Origin of the sequence: Streptomyces eurythermus (assembly GCF_014649115.1) — a bacterium.
Lineage (GTDB): Bacteria > Actinomycetota > Actinomycetes > Streptomycetales > Streptomycetaceae > Streptomyces > Streptomyces eurythermus.
The window spans coordinates 257260-273442 of record NZ_BMSK01000011.1 but is presented as its reverse complement, the minus strand read 5'-3'; the positions used below and the strand labels follow the sequence as shown (position 1 = coordinate 273442).

The window sequence follows — 16183 nt, the reverse complement described above, 5'->3', positions numbered from 1 at the left end:
GAGGGCACCTCATGCGCAGCATCGCCACCCGCGCCGGCGTCGTCGCCGCCACCGCCGTACTCGCCCTGACGGGCCTGGGCGCCGCCACCGCGTCCGCGGCCACCACCACCGCCGACGTCCCGGTCGCCGCCGACGCGACGTACGCCAGCCTGGCCGGCGAGTGGCAGGGCTCCGGCACCGCCGGTCCCAACCCGGTCCAGCCGCACTTCTTCTTCTACGGCAACGGCACCCTGAAGATGATCCCGGAGGACAACGCCTACCTCGCCACCGGTACCTGGAAGCAGAGCGGCACCTCGTTCACCTTCCACCTGGAGCACCCGATCTACGACTCCACCGGCGCCGTCGTCTCCTACATCAAGGCCGACCAGACCGGCACCCTCAACGGCGACACCTGGACCTCGACCGGCACCTCCGGCCGCTACGACACCCAGGGCAACCTCCTCGAGACGTTCACCGTCACCCTGACGGCCCACCGCGTCTGACCCAGCCCGGCGAAGACCCCCGCTGCCACCCGGCACGGGGGTCTTCGCTGTGTGCGCGTACCGCCTTGAAATGGCCTGATCCCGTCACTCGTCGGTGGGATCACCTGCGCTCCGGACGCGATGATCTCTACCGTGGGCGGGAACCGTCCGGAACGTGGGGGAGTGCTGTGGAAGCGGAAATCCTGGCCCTGGCAGGCATGGGCGCGAGCAGTCTCGTGACGCTGGCCCTGCAGGATCTGTGGGGATGGGGCAGGAGACGCTTCGCGACGCTGCTCGGGCGGGGCGCGCCCGCGGCCGAGGCGGCGGCCGAGGAGGAACTGGAGTGGTCCCGGCAGGAGTTGCTGGACGCCCGGCGCGCCGGCGACGAGGACACGGCCGACGCCGTCGAGGAAGCGTGGGCCGAGCGCCTGCGCGACCTGCTGGCCTCCCACCCCGAGGCCGGGCACCGGCTGCGGGAGACGGTCGCGGCGACGATCGAGCGCAGCCCCGCCCCGGTCGCGCTCGGCCACATCCTGCACTACGTCAACAACGTCCCCGTCTTCCAGGCGATGAACGACCACTGGGCACGCTGCACCGAGGCCCGCGCGACCACCGCGATGTTCCTGTGCGGACTGCCCGGCGTCGGCAAGCGGACCACCCTGCGCCGCTGGCTCCAGTCCCACCGGGACGACCTGCCCGGCGAGCTGCTCCAGGCCGACCTTGCCCGGGACGAGCGCGGACGCCCCGCCGACCCGGCGGCCGTCCTGGAGCGCTGGCTGGACCAGCTCGGCGTGGCCCGGGAGGACCGCCCGGCCGACACCGACGCGAAGGCGGCCCTGGTACGGCAGCGACTGCGCGCCCGGCCGGCCGTGCTGGTCCTGGAGAACGTGAGCAGGCCCGCCGAGGTCAGGCCGCTGCTCCCGGACTCCGCGGGACACGTCGTCCTGATGACCGGCCAGCGCGTGCCGCTCGGCCTGGACACCCTGCTGGACTTCGAACCCGTGGAGATCGCCCCGCTGAAGGACGAACACGCCCTGGAACTCCTGCTGAAGGTCAGCCGCAGCACCGAACACCCCGACCGGCTGCGGCCCGTCGTCCGGCACCTGGGCGGGCTGCCGCTGGCCCTGCGCCTGGTCGCCGGGCAGCTCAGGACACCGGTGCCGGGCACCCTTGAGGACATCACCGCCCGGCTCGCCGACCGGACCACACGATGGGAACTGCTCGCCGTGGACGACACCCACGACCTGCCCGGCGCCCTCGACCTCGCCTACGAACGCCTCGGCGCCGACGCCGCCCTCCTCTACCGGCGCCTCGGCACCCTGCCCCGCACCGGCATCCACCTGGACACCGTGCACGCGCTCACCCCGGACCGGGAACCGGCCACCGCCCGGCGCGGCCTGCACGAACTGCTCTCCGCGCGGCTGCTGGAGCGCGACGGCGTGGACGCCTACCGCCTGCACCCCCTCGTCCACGACCACGCGGCGGCCCGCGCGGAACGGGAGGACACCGACGCCGAACGCGACGCCGTGACCGGCTGGTTCGTCCGCCATCTGCGCAAGTCGGCCGAGGCCGCCGAAGCGGCGCTGTCCTCCCGCTGGCGCTACGACCCCGGCCACGCCTACCCGGACGTACCGCGCACTCCCGAGGACGGCGCCCGCGCCGAACGCGAACTCGCCCGGCGCCGCGACGGGCTGCTCGCCGCCGTCCGTCTCGCCCACGCCACCGGACGGTACGAGGAGGCATGGCGGCTGTGCCAGGCGCTGTGGACCTTCTGCCTGCGCACCGGCAGCCACGCCGAGTGGGTCGAGTCCCACGAGACCGGCCTGGCCGCGGCCCGCGCCGGCGGCGACCGGCTGGCGGTGGCGCGCATGCACTTCCAGCTGGGCTTCGCCCGCCTGGACCGGTGGAGCCTCGCCGAGGACGACCCGCGCCGGGCCCGTGAACACCTCGAAGCAGCACGGGAGTCGGTGCGCGGCGACGGCACGGGCCGGGGCGAGGGCGAGGCCCGTACGGAGTCCAGCGCGCTGGAGGCTCTCGGGCTGCTGGAACTGAAGCTGAGCCGCCCGCGGCAGGCCCTCGGCCTACTCGCCGAGGCCGAGACGGCGCTCGGCGACCTCGCCCACCCGCGCGGGCGCGCCCTGCTCGCCTACCACAAGGGCGCCGCGTACACCGCGCTGGGCCGGCACGACGACGCCGAACGGACACTGCGGGAGGCCCGCGAGCGGTTCCGGCGGCTCGGGGACGGGCCGGACATCGCGCTCAACGTCGGCAAGACCTGGCTGCGGTACGCGCAGGACCGGCTGGCCTGCGACCGGCCCGAGGAGGCGCTGCGGGCGTTGGACGAGGCGGCCGCCGGCATCGAGAAGGGCGGCTCCGGGTACTTCCTCGCGGTGGCGCGCCTGCTGCGGGGCGACGTCCACCGGCAGTTGAGGGACGAGCAGCGGGCAGCCGTCGACTGGGCCGCCGCCGGGTCGCTGTTCGAACAGGTCCGCAGCCCGCGCGCGGAGGAGGCCCGGCGCCGCCTCGGCAACAGCCCCGTGCGCTCAGCCGACGGTGAACTCGACTAGCCCGGCCTCCGGATGGTCACCGGCCCGCACGGTCAGCCGCGCCCGGGCGCCGGGCCGGAGCGGGACCGGGCCGGACCCCGCCCAGGCGCACGCGGCCGAGGCCGCGACGGCGAACGACGCCCAGGCCGGGCGCTCGGTCCAGCGGTCCCGGAGCCGGGTGCCGTCGACGGACAGCGCCGTACAGCCGTGACCGGCCTCCTCGACGGCCACCAGAGCGCCCCCTGGGAAGCGCCGGGCGAAGGGAGGGCCCGCTCACCTCGTCCGGGAGCAGCCCGCCCGGTCACGATCGGCTCACCCTGTCGGAGCACACGATAGCCATGTCGGGTACACGCCACCGTCGTGCGCCGGCCATGGCCCGTGTGCTCAGAACACCAGCCCGACGTGTGCCAGCGCCTGCTTCAGCAGCACCCCGTGCCCGCCCGGCATTTCGCTCTGCACGGCCCGGGAGGCGGCCTCCTGCGGGCTGAACCAGACGAGGTCCAGCGCGTCCTGGCGGGGCCGGCAGTCGCCGGTGACGGGCACGATGTAGGCCAGGGACACCGCGTGCTGGCGCGGGTCGTGGTACGGCGTGATGCCTGCCGTCGGGAAGTACTCCGCGACCGTGAACGGCTGGAGGGAGGCGGGGACACGGGGCAGCGCGACCGGGCCGAGGTCCTTCTCCAGGTGGCGCAGCAGCGCGTCGCGGACCCGCTCGTGGTGCAGGACCCGGCCGGAGACCAGGGTCCGGCTGACCGTGCCGTCCGGGCCGATGCGCAGCAGTAGCCCGATGCTGGTGACCTCACCGCTGTCGTCCACGCGCACCGGCACGGCCTCGACGTACAGGATCGGCATCCGGGCCCTGGCCATCTCCAGCTCGTCCGTGGTCAGCCAGCCGGGCGTGGTCTCGGTCATGTCAGACATTGCTTGATCATACTTTCCGGGTGGGGCGCCCGCCGGGATCGCGGGCCGCTTCGGACAGGGAGAGGCCGTCGGGTCCGGACACGGGCGGTCCGTACAGCCGCCGGGCGTTGCCGCGGCCCGTCCAGTCCGCGATCCGCAGGGCGTCGGCCAGACTCAACTCGTCGGCGTCCACCCGGTCCTGCAGCAGACCGGCCAGGCCACGGCGGAAGCACAGGGCGCCCAGGTGGTGGAACTCGGCCACACCGTAGGCGTCGGAGCTGTACAGCAGTTTGCGGAACGGGGTCACCTCCAGCGCCTCCTCCAGCACCGCCCGGCAGCGGGCCGGCCCGGTGTGGTGCAGCGCGAGGCCGACGTCCAGGTACACGTGCTCGAACACCGCCGAAAGGTACGCCGCTTGACGGTGGTACGGCCAGCAGTGCAGCAGCAGGACCGGGACCGTACCGGCGGTCAGGCGCAGCCAGTCGGTGAGCAGGGCGGGGTCGGCGCGGTGCAGCCGCAGGTCCGCGTCGCCGAACCCGGTGTGCAGTTGCAGCGGCAGCCCGAGATCGACGGCGGTCCACAGCAGGTGCCGTACCAGCACCGGGTCGGCCAGGCGGCCGTCGTGCGCCGGCCAGTGCCGGACCGCCCGGGTCACCTCGGCGTCCGTGGGGCGCCCGGGGTCCAGCGCGAAGCCCGTGCGGTACGCCGCGACCGACTTCACCGCCACCACGCCCGGCCGCCGTACGGCCTCCTCGGCGGCGGCGCGGAACGCGGCCGCGTACTCGCCCGCCTCCACGCCCCGTGCCACCACCGCCTCGGCGACCCGTTCCAGCCGCACCACCTCGCAGGCGGTGGCCCCGGCCGCCGCCGCCAGCTCGGCGGGCGTGGTGAGCGGGTGCGGGGCGAAGCCGGTGTCCACGCAGAACACCTCGGTCCCGGCCGCCGTCAGGAACCGCCGGTTGACCTCCCGCCAGCCGAGCTCCGCGCGCCGGGCCGCGTAGTCGGCGGGCGGGGCGTGCCGGGGCAGGTCCAGCAGGGGCGCGCAGTGGCGGCGCACGGCCACGCCGGCGGGGGTGTCGAAGGGGGAGACGCCGGGCCAGGCCGCGCCCTCGGTGAGCAGGGACGCGAACTGGCCGGCGGTCAGATCGGCGGTCACCGCGCCGTGGCAGTGGTGGTCCACCAGCGGCAGCGCGGCGAGGGCCTCGTGGACCGGTCCCGGGGCGGCCACGGTCAGTACGCCCAGCGGTAGAACGCCGCCAGCGCGGTGGGGGCGAGCCCCTCGACGGCCGCCGCCTCACCGAGCCGTACGGCGCTCACCGCGTCGGCGAGGACCGGGCCCAGCGCGGCCCGCAGCACCGGGTCCGCGCGGAACTCCGCCACGGCCGCCGGCAGGGACCGCGGCAGCCGTCGTACGCCCAGCGCCGCCGCCTCGTCGGGGCCGTACCGCACCGGGTCGCCGGTGATCTCCCCGGGCAGCGGGCGGCCCGCCGTGACGCCGTCGATCCCGGCGGCGATCACACAGCCGAGGGCCAGATACGGGTTGGCGGCCAGGTCGACGGGCTTGACCTCCAGGTTGGCGTCCTGGTCCCGGCGGCCGGCGGTGCCGGTGACGACCCGTACGGCGGCCTCGCGGGTCTCCCGGCCCCAGGCGGTGAACACCCCCGCCCACTGGGAGGGCTGGAGCCGCAGATAGCTGGCCGGGCTCGGCGCGGTCACCGCGGTCAGGCCGGGCAGATGGGCGAGGATCCCGGCCAGGAACGCCTGCGCCGTGTCCGTCATGCCGTACCGGCCCTCGCCGCCGGAGTGCAGGTTCACCCCGTCGCGCCAGCACGACAGGTGCAGATGGCCGCCGTTGCCGACCCCCTCGGGGAGGTAGGCCGGCGCGAAGGAGACCCGCAGCCCGTGCCGCTGGGCCACCGCCCGGATCGTCTGCCGCACCAGCACGCTGCGGTCGGCCGCCGCCACCGGGTCCAGCGCGCCCACCGACACCTCGAACTGGGCGGGCGCGTACTCGGGATGGATCTGGTCGACGTCCACGCCCTGGGCGGCGAGCGCGGCCAGCAGCTCGGCGGTGTAGTCGCTCAGCTCCACCTGCCGGACGGCGCCGTAGGCCGGCCCGGTGGCCGCCGGGACGAACTCGTCGGCGGGCGCCGAACCGGCGCCGACGGCCCACTCGATCTCGATCGCCGCCTTGAAGGCGAGGCCGTGCCGGTCGGCGGCGTCCGCGACGATCCGGCGCAGGAAGGTCCGGGCGCAGCCGGGGTGCCGCTCACCCTCCTGGGTGATCCGGTCCACCGGCGCCCACGCCCAGCCGGGCTGTCCGGCCAGCGGCACCAGGTGGTCGAGGTCGGGGTAGAGCCTGAGGTCGCCGTCGGGGGAGCCGAGGACGTCGGTGGTGACGATGGAGCCGTCGGCGAGGAACGTGTCGAACACCGGCGACATGCCGACTCCCCAGGCCACGGCCGCCTCCAGCCGTGCCGTCGGGATCGTCTTGACCCGGCAGACGCCCGCCGTGTCCACGTACGCCAGGACGATGCCGTGCACGCCCCGGGCCGCCAGGTCCGTGGTGAGGGCGGGCACCCGGTCCAGGTCGCCGGGGCGGCCGCCGGGGCGGGGGTCGGCGAGCGTGGTCATGCGTCCTCCTCGACGGGCCCGGCCGGCGGGGGACGGCCGGGCCCCGGGGTCAGGGTTTCACGGCGACCGCGCCGTACTGCGGCACCACGGCGGCCTCCGCCCCGGCGCGCCACCGCGAGCACGGCACCAGCCCGGGCTCGACCGGCTCCAGGCCGTCGAGGAAGCCGGCGATCTCGGCGTGGCCGCGGGCGGTGATCGGCGGGGTGGCGTGGGCGTTCCAGAACTCCATCGCGGCGACGTTGCCCGCGCCGCCCGCCTCGGCGTCGTACGTCGGGTGGGTGAGCACCAGGTAACTGCCGGAGGGGACGGCCGCCATGACGCGCCGCACGATGTCCCGGGCCTCGCCGGTGTCCGGCACGAAGTTGAGGATGCCCAGCATCATCACCGCCACCGGCCGGTCCAGGTCGAGGGTCCGGGCGGCGTCCCGCACGATGACGTCCGGGTCGCGCACGTCGGCGTCGAGATAGTCGGTGACGCCCTCGGGGGAACTGGTCAGCAGCGAGCGGGCGTGCACCAGCACGATCGGGTCGTTGTCGACGTACACGATCCGCGACTCGGGCGCGATCCGCTGGGCTATCTCGTGGGTGTTGTCGGCCGTGGGCAGCCCGGTGCCGATGTCGAGGAACTGCCGTATCCCCCGCTCGGCGGCCAGGAACCGCACCGCCCGGCCCAGGAAGTCCCGGTCCGCGCGGGCCACGGCCCGGATCACCGGGAACATCCCGGCGATGTGGTCGCCCACTCGCTGGTCGACCTCGTAGTTGTCCTTGCCGCCCAGCCAGTGGTTCCAGACCCGTGCGTTGTGCGCCACGCCGGTGTCCAGCCGTGCCGCCCCGGTCGCCGGGGAGTGCCCCTCGCTCACCTGTCCGCCCTTCTCACATGCCGTTCTCCGCCGTCATTGTCCCTCCCGGTGATCGTTCTGTCCCGGGAAACGGATCGCCCGGGGAGACGGATACCCGGGGAAACGGATCACCCCGGGCGGTTCGGGGCCCGTCGGGCGGATGAGGAACACTGGACCGGTATCCCCGCACCCGACCGGAAGCAGCACATGTCCGCCATACCCGCCCCCCTCCTCGACACCGCCGCGCTGCCCGCGGGCCCCGCCGACATCCGGCTGATCGTCACCGACATGGACGGCACGCTGCTGGACGACGCCAAGCGGATTCCCGACGGGCTGTGGCCGATGCTCGCCGAGCTGCGCCGCCGCGGGGTGCTGTTCAGCCCGGCCAGCGGACGGCAGTACGCGACCCTGCGCCGGCAGTTCGAGCGGGTCGCCGAGGGCATGGTGTTCATCGCGGAGAACGGCACCTACGTGGTCCGTGACGGCGTGGAACTCAGCTCCGACCCGATGGACGGGCCCGTCGCGGCGGAGATCGCGCGGACGGTACGGCGGCTCGCCGCGGACGGCGCGGATGTCGGCGCCGTCGTCTGCGGCAAGCGGGCGGCGTACGTGGAGCGGACCGACGAGGCGTTCCTCGCCGAGGTGCGCCAGTACTACGCCGAGCACCGGATCGTCGAGGACGTCACCGCCGTCGAGGACGACATGATCAAGGTGGCGGTGTTCGACTTCGCGTCCGCCGAGCACACCGTCGCGCCGGCCCTCGCCCCCTTCGCCGGCACCCACCAGGTCGTCGTCTCCGGCGAGCACTGGGTGGACGTGATGAACCGCACCGCGAACAAGGGGGCCGCCCTGCGCCGCCTGCAGCGGGCGCTCGGCGTCACGCCCGCCCAGACGATGGTGTTCGGCGACTACCTGAACGACCTGGAGATGCTCGACGCCGCCGAGTGGTCCTTCGCCATGGCCGGCGCCCACCCCGAGGTGATCCGCAGGGCCCGCCACCTGGCCCCGTCCAACAACGACGCCGGCGTACTGCGGACGATCGCCCACGTGCTGGGCCTGTGACCGGGACGGGGCTTGGGCGTCCCGTCCCGTAGGGCGGGCCCGGGCCGCCGTCGCCGGGCGGCGGCTCCTCGGGCGCCACTCCGGCACCGGGCGCCCCGTTCCGGGAGGGCGTGCGGATTGCGGGCGCCGGCTTGCCACGTGGACGTCGGCGCGGGCGGTCTTCGACGCCGGGCCCCGTCGATCGCCGCGGTGCGTCGGCCCGCTTCCTCGTCGGCCGGGGGGTCGTCCTCGCCGCCGAGGTACCGGCCGAGGTACCGGTCGTAGACGCGGGCCGGATGCGGCGGGGTCGTCGCGACGACCCCGCTGGTGTCCTGGACCACCGCCACGGTCTCCGTCACGCGCCGGCTCCTCCCCGTCCGGCCCCGGCAGACGGTCCGGGAGACGCGGGGAGCAGGCCGAGGCGATCAGCCCGCGCGGCGCAGACAGTCCTCGGCCACCTGTTTGTCGAGCGCAGCCCGGACCAGCGCGGCGGCCAGCACGGCCGGCTGGGCGTCCCCGGCCAGCCCGGCCAGCTTCCGCGGATCCTCGGGCAGGCCGAGCCGTCCGGCGCCGGACAGCGCCTTGCCGTCCAGGTACGGCGCCACGTCCGGCCACACCCGCTGCGCCTCGCGCAGGAAGATGTCGGCGCCGGCCGGCCCGATGCCCGGCTCCTCCTGGAGCAGTTCCCGCAGCGTGCCGACGTCGCCCTCCGCCTCCCGGTGCAGCCGGCGCAGATCGCCGCCCCAGCGCCGGCCGAGCAGCTCCGCGCCGTCCCCGAGCTGGGTGGCCGTCCGCTCGTCGTACCGCCGGTAGCCGCCCCTGCCGAGCGCGTCCACCCGCCGCTGCCAGTCGGCCTCGGCCATCCGGCGCGGGCTGTCCAGGTGCTCCTCGTGCAGGGCGCGGGCGGCGGCCACCGCGACCGAGGCCCGGATCCGGGCGCTGAGCAGCAGGGACAGCACCAGCAGCCGGTACAGCGGCTGCGGGGTGTCCTTCAGCCGGATGCCCGCCTCCTCGGCGAACGTTCGCCCGTACACGGACACCAGCTCCCGCAGCACGCGCTCGTCGCGGTTCACGGCCTACGGCTTGAGCGGGTCGTGGCCCAGCGTCATCAGCCGGTGCCGGCGGCCGGTGTCCCGGGCGCTCTCCGGCTCGGGCTCGTTCTCCGCGTCCACCAGCTCACCGACCGTGTCGACGACCTGCCGCATGACCTCTACGTCGTCCTCGGTCAGGTCGGTGCGGCGCTTCTGCAGGATGGCCAGGACGTGCTGCCCGGTCTCGCCGCCCGCCCGCTCCGGCAGCGGTTCGCTCTCCTCGCCGGCGTCCCGGACCTTCAGCCAGGCCGCGAGCTCCGCCGAGCTCATGTTCACCACGCGGTGGAAGTCGTCCCACAGCGCTTCGAATTCCAGCGAGTCGGCCATGGGTTTTCCCCTTCCGTGTGTGCCCCGCCCCGGGCGGGGCGGTGTGCGGGGCCGTGGGTCAGCCGGCGGACGTGTGGTTCTCGGCCTGGAACATCCAGCGCTGCTTCTCCAGGTCGGCGGTGATGGTGATCAGCAGGTCCTGGGTGACCGGGTCGGCCTTCTCGGTCGCCTCGATCCGCTCCCGCAGCCGGCCGATGGCCGCCTCCAGCGAGGACACCATCAGCTCCACGACCTCCGTGTCGCGCAGCCAGCCGTCCTTGGTGCCGGGCAGCGCGAAGGTCGCCGCGATGGTCTCCGGCCGGCCGTCCGGCGGCACGCCCAGCGCGGAGGCCCGCTCGGCCACCGTGTCGGAGTGGGCGCGGGCGGTGGCGACCACCTCGTCCAGCTGGAGGTGGATGGAGCGGAACCGGGGGCCGACGATGTTCCAGTGCGCCTGCTTGCCCACCAGCGACAGCCCGAGCAGGTCGACCAGCGTGTCCTGGAGGGCGGTGCCGGTGACACCGAGCGCCTCTTCGGGAAGTGTGCTCTTGACCACGGTCATGGTGCGCGGATCCCCTTTCCTCGACTTCCTCAGTGATGTCCGAAAGGGCGGGTGCCCCCGGCATTCGACGGCAAACCGGCTGATCAGCGGGGGCGGGAGCGGGGACTGCCGGGCGGCGCGGGTGCCACGGGGGGTTTCCGGACCCTGCCGGGTCAGCCGGTCCGTACCCGTCGCCGGTCGGGCAGTACCCGGTCCAGGAAGCGGAGCAGCTCCGCGTGGGCCCTCGCGCGGTCGGTCTCGTGGAAGACCTCGTGCCGCGCGCCGGGGAAGATCCGTTCGGTCAGCCGGCCGCCGCTCAGCCGCTCCACCCCGGGCCGGCTCCCGGACAGCGGCACCAGCCGGTCGTCGTCGCCGTGCAGCCACAGCAACGGCAGCGGGCCCACGTCACCACCCTGCGCGACCGTCTCCAGGGCGCGGGCGAACGCCCGGAGCGTCGGCCGCTTCATCGGCCCGTGCCACACCAGCGGGTCGGCCGCGTACGCCGCTCCCACGGCCGGGTCCCGGGACAGCGCGGCCGGGCTGACCGGGGTGTCCGGGATCTCGTCCAGGGCCAGCAGCCGCCCCGGCAGCTCCCAGGCGCCGATCACCGGCGCGGACAGCACCAGCGCGCTCAGCCCGTCGCCGTACCGCTGGGCACAGCGGGCCGCGATCAGCCCGCCCATCGAGTGCCCGAGCAGGACCAGCGGCAGGCCGGGACGCGCGGCCCGGGCGAGGTCCGCGACCGCGTGCACATCGGTGACCACGTCCTCGAAGTCCTCGATCAGCACCCTTTCGCCGGCCGACCGGCCGTGACCGGCGTGGTCGGGCGCGTACACGGCGGCCCCGTACCCGGTCAGCACGCCGGCCAGTTCGTCGTACCGGCCGGCGTGCTCGCCGTACCCGTGCACCAGGAGCGCCAGCAGGCGGGGCTCCAGATGCGGCCACTCGCGTACGGCGAGGGCTCCGTGCGTGCCGTCGAGGACGTGCTCGCGGACGTGGCGCATGTCTCCTCCCGTCGCCCCGGCTCCGGCCCCGGGGGAGCTTCCCAGCGGGGCGGCCGGAGGTCTATAGTCCAAAACTAGCAGTGCTAATTAATGGGTGCTGCACCGTTCCGTGATCCACAATGTCGTAGGTCAGGAGTCCCGCCGTGCGTCCCGTCCACTTCGCGACCGCCCGCCGCACCCCCATCGGCAAGGTGCGCGGTGCCCTCTCCTCGGTCCGCCCCGACGATCTGGCCGCGACCGTGATCCGCCACCTGGTGGCCGACGTGCCCGCGCTCGACCCGGCCCGCGTCGACGACGTCTACTGGGGCGCCGCCAACCAGGCCGGCGAGGACAACCGGAACGTCGCCCGCATGGCCGCCCTGCTCGCCGGACTGCCCGACTCCGTGCCCGGCGCCACCGTCAACCGGCTGTGCGCCTCCGGACTCGAGGCGGTCACCGCCGCCGCCCGCACCATCGCCGCGGGCGAGGCCGACATCGTGATCGCCGGCGGCTCCGAGTCCATGAGCCGCGCGCCCTTCGTGCTGCCCCGGCCCGACGAGGCCCTGCCGCACCGCATGGAGACCTACGACACCCGGCTCGGCTGGCGGCTGGTCAACCCCGCCATGAAGGAGCTGCACGGCCTGCTCTCCATGGGCGAGACCGCCGAGGAGGTCGCCGCCCGCCTCGGCATCTCCCGTGCCCGGCAGGACGAGTTCGCCCTGCGCAGCCACCAACTCGCCGCCGCCGCCCGCAAGAACGGCCACTTCGACGACGAGATCCTGCCCGTGGAGCGCCCGGACGGGGTCACCGTCCAGCACGACGAGTGCGTGCGCGAGGACACCTCGCTGGAGAAGCTGGCCCGCCTCAAGCCGGCCTTCCGCCCGGACGGCACCGTCACCGCCGGGAACGCCTCGCCGATGAACGACGGCGCCGCCGGGCTGCTGCTGGTCAGCGAAGAGGCCCTGAACGAACTGGGCCTGGAGTCCCTCGGCCGGTACGTCGCGGGCGCCTCCGCCGGCGTCCACCCCGATGTGATGGGCCTCGGCCCGGTCCCCGCCACCCGGAAGGTGCTCACCCGGGCCGGCTGGCAGACCGACGACATCCAGGAGGCCGAGCTGAACGAGGCGTTCGCCGCCCAGGCCCTCGCCTGCGTCGACCAACTGGGCCTCGACCCCGACCTGGTGAACCCCACCGGCGGCGCCATCGCCCTCGGCCACCCCCTCGGCTGCTCCGGCGCCCGCATCCTGACCACCCTGCTGCACCGCATGCGCCGCACCGGCGCCCGGCGCGGCCTCGCGACCATGTGCGTGGGCGTGGGCCAGGGCAGCGCGGTGCTGGTCGAGCGGCACTGAGGAGTCTTCAACGGGGGCTCCCCGCAAGGGGATCCGGTAGTACGAGCCGCAGCAAGGAAACGGAGCAGCACTCCATGGCAACCCTGTCCGTCGCCGCCATTCTCGCCGAGAACGCCCGGCGCCGCCCCGGCAAGACCGCCCTGGTCGAGGGGGAACTGCGGCTCACCTTCGCCGAGGTGTGGCAGCGGGCGCTGGCCCGGGCGGGCGTGCTCACCGGCCTCGGCGTACGGCCCGGCGACCACGTCGCCCTGATGGCCCCCAACACCGCCGAGTTCCCGGTCGCCTACTACGCGATCGCCGCGGCGGGCGGTGTCGTCGTCCCCGTCCACCTGCTGCTGTCGGCCGGGGAGGTCGAGCACGTCCTCAAGGACAGCGGCGCCACCGTGCTGCTCGTCCACCCGGCGCAGGCCGACACCGGCCGGGCCGCGGCCGAGGCGGCCGGCGTCCGAGTGGTCACCCTGGGCGAGGAGCTGGACAAGCTGGCGGCCGACGCCGAGCCGCTGCCCTCGTACGTCACCCGCGCCGCCGACGACCCCGCGGTGATCTTCTACACCAGCGGTACGACCGGTGTCCCCAAGGGCGCCGTCCTCAGTCACTTCAACCTGGTGATGAACGCGACCGTCAACGCCTTCGACGCGCACGACGTCCGCGCCGACGACATCGCCCTCGGCGCGCTGCCGCTGTTCCACGCCTTCGGTCAGACGGTCTCGCTGAACTCCACCTGGCGGGCGGGCGCCACGCTCGTGCTGCTGCCCCGCTTCGACGCGGCCCGGGCCATCGAGCTGATGGTCGAGGAGGACGTGAACACCTTCCACGGCGTGCCCACCATGTTCGTCGCCCTCGCCGCGGCCGCCGCCGACGCCGAGCGGCTCCCCGGGCTGCGGCTGTGCGTCTCCGGCGGCGCCTCGCTCCCGGTCGCGGTACTGGAACGGTTCGAGGCCGCGTTCGGTGCGCGGATCTACGAGGGGTACGGGCTGTCGGAGACCTCTCCGGCCGCCACCGTCAACCAGCCGGTGTTCGGCGCCAAGGCCGGCACCATCGGGCACTCGCTGTGGGGCGTCGACGCGGAGATCGCCCGCGCCGAGGTGGAGGACCGGATCGAGCTGCTGCCGCCCGGCGAGCTGGGCGAGGTCGTCATCCGCGGCCACAACGTCTTCTCCGGCTACCTCGGCCGCCCCGAGGCCACCGCCGAGGCCCTGGTGGACGGCTGGTTCCGCACCGGCGACCTCGGCACCAAGGACGACGAGGGCTTCCTGCGGATCGTCGACCGCAAGAAGGACATCATCATCCGCGGTGGCTACAACGTCTATCCGCGTGAGGTCGAGGAGGTCCTGATGCGACACCCGGAGATCGCCCAGGTCGCCGTCATCGGCCTGCCCGACGAACTGCACGGCGAGGAGGTGTGCGCCGTCGTCGTCCCGGCCCCGGGCACCGCCCCGGACGCCGCCGCCCTCACCGAGTGGTCCAAGGAACACCTGGGCCGGCACAAGTACCCGCGTCGCGTGGAGTTCACGGACACCCTGCCGCTGGGCCCCAGCATGAAGGTACTCAAGCGGGCGCTGCGGGCGCGGTACGCGGGGCGGTGACGCGGCGGGGCTGCCGCGGCGGTGGACGGGGGCGGCTGGGCGTTGTCATGGACCGGACCGCGAGACGGTCCTTACGCGCGGGTTGATCATGCGCATAGCATCGGTCCCCGAATGAACACGATGACGCTCTGGCACATATCAGGCTGGGAGTTCGCCGCGCTCGCCTTCGCGGCCGTACTCGTCGGCTTCTCCAAGACCGCGGTCAGCGGGGCCAACACGGTCAGCCTCGCGATCTTCGCGGCGGTCCTGCCCGCCCGCGCCTCCACCGGCGTCCTGCTGCCCCTGCTGATCGCCGGTGACGTACTCGCCGTCGTCACCTACCGGCGCCACGCGCACTGGCCCACCCTGTGGCGGCTGTTCCCGGCCGTGGCGGTGGGCGTGGTGGCCGGCACCCTGTTCCTGGTGTGGGCCGGCGACGGCATGGTGCGGGTCTCGATCGGCGCGATCCTGCTGTTCATGGCCGGGGTGACGATCTGGCGCCGGCGGACGGCCGAGACCCCGCCGGACCCGGAGGCGGTGACACACCGGACGGGCCGCATGAAGGCCCACTCCTACGGCGTGCTCGGCGGGTTCACCACGATGGTCGCCAACGCCGCCGGGCCGGTGATGTCGCTGTATCTGCTGTCCGCCGGCTTCCGGAAGCTCGGCTTCCTCGGCACCTCCGCCTTCTTCTTCCTCATCGTGAACGTCTCGAAGGTGCCGTTCAGCGTGGGCCTGGGCCTGATCGACGGGCCCTCCCTGCTCCTTGACGCCGCGCTCGCGCTGTTCGTCGTGCCCGGTGCGCTGTTCGGCAAATGGGCTGTGAACCGAATCAACCAGCGGCTCTTCGAACAACTCGTCATCGCGGCGACGATCGTGGGCGGCGTGCAACTGCTGCTGCGCTAGCCCCGGGGCGGCCGCCGCGGCCCGGCCGTCCCGCCCCTGGCCGTCCGGCCCCGGCCGCCCCAACCCGCCCCGGCCGTCCGGTCGCCGCCCGGCACCTCGTACGCTCACCCCTATGCCCGCGCATGTGCTGATCCTCGGCGGCACCACCGAGGCCCGCCGCCTCGCCGCTGACCTCGCCGTCCGGCCCGGGATACGGGTCACCACCTCGCTCGCCGGCCGGGTCGCCCGGCCCGGGGCGCTGCCCGGCGAGGTGCGCGTCGGCGGCTTCGGCGGGCCGGAGGGCCTGGCCGACTGGCTGCGCGAGCACCGGGTGGACGCCTTGGTGGACGCCACCCACCCCTTCGCCGGGACGATCACCGCCCACGCGGCGCACGCGGCACGGGCCACCAAAGTCCCCGCCGTCGTGCTGCGCCGCCCCGGCTGGCGGCCGGGCCCCGGAGACCGCTGGTACGACGTGGCGTCCCTGGCCGGGGCCGCCGAGGCGCTGCCCAGACTCGGCAGCCGGGTCTTCCTCAGCACCGGCCGCCTGGGCCTGGCGGCCTTCGCCTCCCTGACCGGCCTGCACTTCCTCGTCCGCTCGGTGGAACCGCCCGAACCGCCCCTGCCGCCGGACACCCGGGTGATCCTGGCCCGCGGCCCGTTCACGGTCCCGGACGAGACGCGGCTCCTGCGCGCCCACCGGATCGACGTCCTGGTCACCAAGGACAGCGGAGGCGAGGCCACGGCGGCGAAACTCACCGCCGCGCGCGACCTGGGGCTGCCCGTCGTCGTCGTCCGCCGCCCACCGCTGCCGGACGGAGTCGAAGCGGTACCGGACGTGGCGAGCGCCCTGGCACGCCTGGGCTTGGCAGCACACGGGGCACCGGGCACCTGACCCGGCCGGGAGCCGCCCCGCCGGACGCATGTCCCCGGAGCACCTGACCCCACCGGTCGCCTGTCCCGTCCCTGCCGGTCGCCCGCCCCCGCCGGCCCGAGCCCTCGGCTCCACGCCGGCCGTCCCCGCTCGGGTCAGCCCCGTA

General features: G+C 74.6%; 16 protein-coding genes. 7 read left to right on the top strand and 9 right to left on the bottom strand.

The window, feature by feature from the left end; all coding sequences use genetic code 11:
* The first annotated feature begins 11 nt into the window (after positions 1–11).
* Both IE251_RS22420 and IE251_RS22415 read left to right on the top strand, forming a co-directional pair.
* Positions 12–482 carry a hypothetical protein gene (locus IE251_RS22420; protein WP_189754786.1) on the top strand — a complete coding sequence of 157 codons (471 nt, stop codon included), beginning with the start codon at positions 12–14 and terminating at the stop codon, positions 480–482.
* A gap of 167 nt (positions 483–649) precedes the next feature.
* Entirely contained in the window at positions 650–3028 is a 2379-nt protein-coding gene (locus IE251_RS22415) for a tetratricopeptide repeat protein (RefSeq protein WP_189754785.1), read from the top strand.
* Here IE251_RS22415 and IE251_RS22410 read toward each other — a convergent pair.
* From IE251_RS22410 to IE251_RS22390, 5 genes are all read right to left on the bottom strand, one after another.
* Complete coding sequence (locus tag IE251_RS22410) at positions 3005–3238, bottom strand: hypothetical protein (protein WP_189754784.1); 234 nt, start codon at positions 3236–3238, stop codon at positions 3005–3007. The two genes, IE251_RS22415 and IE251_RS22410, sit on opposite strands and share 24 nt — an antisense overlap.
* Positions 3239–3391: 153 nt before the next feature.
* Positions 3392–3919: an NUDIX hydrolase family protein gene (locus tag IE251_RS22405; RefSeq protein WP_189754850.1), complete on the bottom strand. Its 528-nt coding sequence runs from the start codon at positions 3917–3919 to the stop codon at positions 3392–3394.
* A 16-nt stretch (positions 3920–3935) separates the two neighbouring features.
* Positions 3936–5135 (bottom strand): amidohydrolase family protein, encoded by a 1200-nt coding sequence (locus IE251_RS22400; RefSeq protein ID WP_189754783.1) that lies wholly within the window; start codon positions 5133–5135, stop codon positions 3936–3938.
* Between the two features lie 2 nt (positions 5136–5137).
* Positions 5138–6541, bottom strand: coding sequence for a type I glutamate--ammonia ligase (locus tag IE251_RS22395; protein WP_189754782.1), 1404 nt, complete (start codon positions 6539–6541; stop codon positions 5138–5140).
* Between the two features lie 49 nt (positions 6542–6590).
* Entirely contained in the window at positions 6591–7400 is an 810-nt protein-coding gene (locus IE251_RS22390; protein ID WP_189754781.1) for an SAM-dependent methyltransferase, read from the bottom strand.
* Positions 7401–7586: 186 nt separating this feature from the next.
* Between IE251_RS22390 and IE251_RS22385 the strand changes: the two genes are divergently transcribed.
* On the top strand, positions 7587–8441 hold the full coding sequence (locus tag IE251_RS22385; RefSeq protein WP_189754780.1) for a Cof-type HAD-IIB family hydrolase: 855 nt from the start codon (positions 7587–7589) through the stop codon (positions 8439–8441).
* A gap of 404 nt (positions 8442–8845) precedes the next feature.
* Here IE251_RS22385 and IE251_RS22380 read toward each other — a convergent pair whose 3' ends face one another.
* The 4 genes from IE251_RS22380 to IE251_RS22365 all read right to left on the bottom strand — a co-directional run bounded on the left by IE251_RS22380 (position 8846) and on the right by IE251_RS22365 (position 11362).
* The gene (locus IE251_RS22380) at positions 8846–9493 is read right to left on the bottom strand and encodes an endonuclease (RefSeq protein ID WP_189754779.1); all 648 of its coding nucleotides are present in this window, start codon (positions 9491–9493) and stop codon (positions 8846–8848) included.
* Positions 9494–9496: 3 nt separating this feature from the next.
* The gene (locus tag IE251_RS22375) at positions 9497–9838 is read right to left on the bottom strand and encodes a DUF3140 domain-containing protein (RefSeq protein ID WP_189754778.1); all 342 of its coding nucleotides are present in this window, start codon (positions 9836–9838) and stop codon (positions 9497–9499) included.
* Positions 9839–9896: 58 nt separating this feature from the next.
* Complete coding sequence (locus IE251_RS22370) at positions 9897–10379, bottom strand: Dps family protein (RefSeq protein WP_189754777.1); 483 nt, start codon at positions 10377–10379, stop codon at positions 9897–9899.
* 152 nt (positions 10380–10531) lie between these two features.
* Positions 10532–11362, bottom strand: a complete 831-nt coding sequence (locus IE251_RS22365; protein ID WP_189754776.1) for an alpha/beta hydrolase — start codon at positions 11360–11362, stop codon at positions 10532–10534.
* Between the two features lie 143 nt (positions 11363–11505).
* Here IE251_RS22365 and IE251_RS22360 point away from each other — a divergent pair, with 143 nt between their 5' ends.
* The 4 genes from IE251_RS22360 (at position 11506) to IE251_RS22345 (ending at position 16038) form a co-directional block, all read left to right on the top strand.
* The gene (locus IE251_RS22360) at positions 11506–12693 is read left to right on the top strand and encodes a thiolase family protein (protein WP_189754775.1); all 1188 of its coding nucleotides are present in this window, start codon (positions 11506–11508) and stop codon (positions 12691–12693) included.
* A 74-nt stretch (positions 12694–12767) separates the two neighbouring features.
* Positions 12768–14279 (top strand): long-chain-fatty-acid--CoA ligase, encoded by a 1512-nt coding sequence (locus IE251_RS22355; protein WP_189754774.1) that lies wholly within the window; start codon positions 12768–12770, stop codon positions 14277–14279.
* A gap of 111 nt (positions 14280–14390) precedes the next feature.
* A complete protein-coding gene (locus IE251_RS22350) occupies positions 14391–15164 on the top strand; it encodes a sulfite exporter TauE/SafE family protein (protein ID WP_189754773.1) in 774 nt (257 codons plus the stop codon).
* A gap of 112 nt (positions 15165–15276) precedes the next feature.
* Complete coding sequence (locus tag IE251_RS22345) at positions 15277–16038, top strand: cobalt-precorrin-6A reductase (RefSeq protein ID WP_189754772.1); 762 nt, start codon at positions 15277–15279, stop codon at positions 16036–16038.
* Positions 16039–16183 lie beyond the last annotated feature (145 nt).

Coding starts and splice junctions, on each gene's coding strand:
- IE251_RS22420 (WP_189754786.1), top strand. CDS start 12: ATGCGCAGCATCGCCACCCGCGCCGGCGTCGTCGCCGCCACCGCCGTA.
- IE251_RS22405 (WP_189754850.1), bottom strand. CDS start 3,919: ATGACCGAGACCACGCCCGGCTGGCTGACCACGGACGAGCTGGAGATG.
- IE251_RS22395 (WP_189754782.1), bottom strand. CDS start 6,541: ATGACCACGCTCGCCGACCCCCGCCCCGGCGGCCGCCCCGGCGACCTG.
- IE251_RS22385 (WP_189754780.1), top strand. CDS start 7,587: ATGTCCGCCATACCCGCCCCCCTCCTCGACACCGCCGCGCTGCCCGCG.
- IE251_RS22375 (WP_189754778.1), bottom strand. CDS start 9,838: ATGGCCGACTCGCTGGAATTCGAAGCGCTGTGGGACGACTTCCACCGC.
- IE251_RS22370 (WP_189754777.1), bottom strand. CDS start 10,379: ATGACCGTGGTCAAGAGCACACTTCCCGAAGAGGCGCTCGGTGTCACC.
- IE251_RS22365 (WP_189754776.1), bottom strand. CDS start 11,362: ATGCGCCACGTCCGCGAGCACGTCCTCGACGGCACGCACGGAGCCCTC.
- IE251_RS22355 (WP_189754774.1), top strand. CDS start 12,768: ATGGCAACCCTGTCCGTCGCCGCCATTCTCGCCGAGAACGCCCGGCGC.
- IE251_RS22350 (WP_189754773.1), top strand. CDS start 14,391: ATGAACACGATGACGCTCTGGCACATATCAGGCTGGGAGTTCGCCGCG.
- IE251_RS22345 (WP_189754772.1), top strand. CDS start 15,277: ATGCCCGCGCATGTGCTGATCCTCGGCGGCACCACCGAGGCCCGCCGC.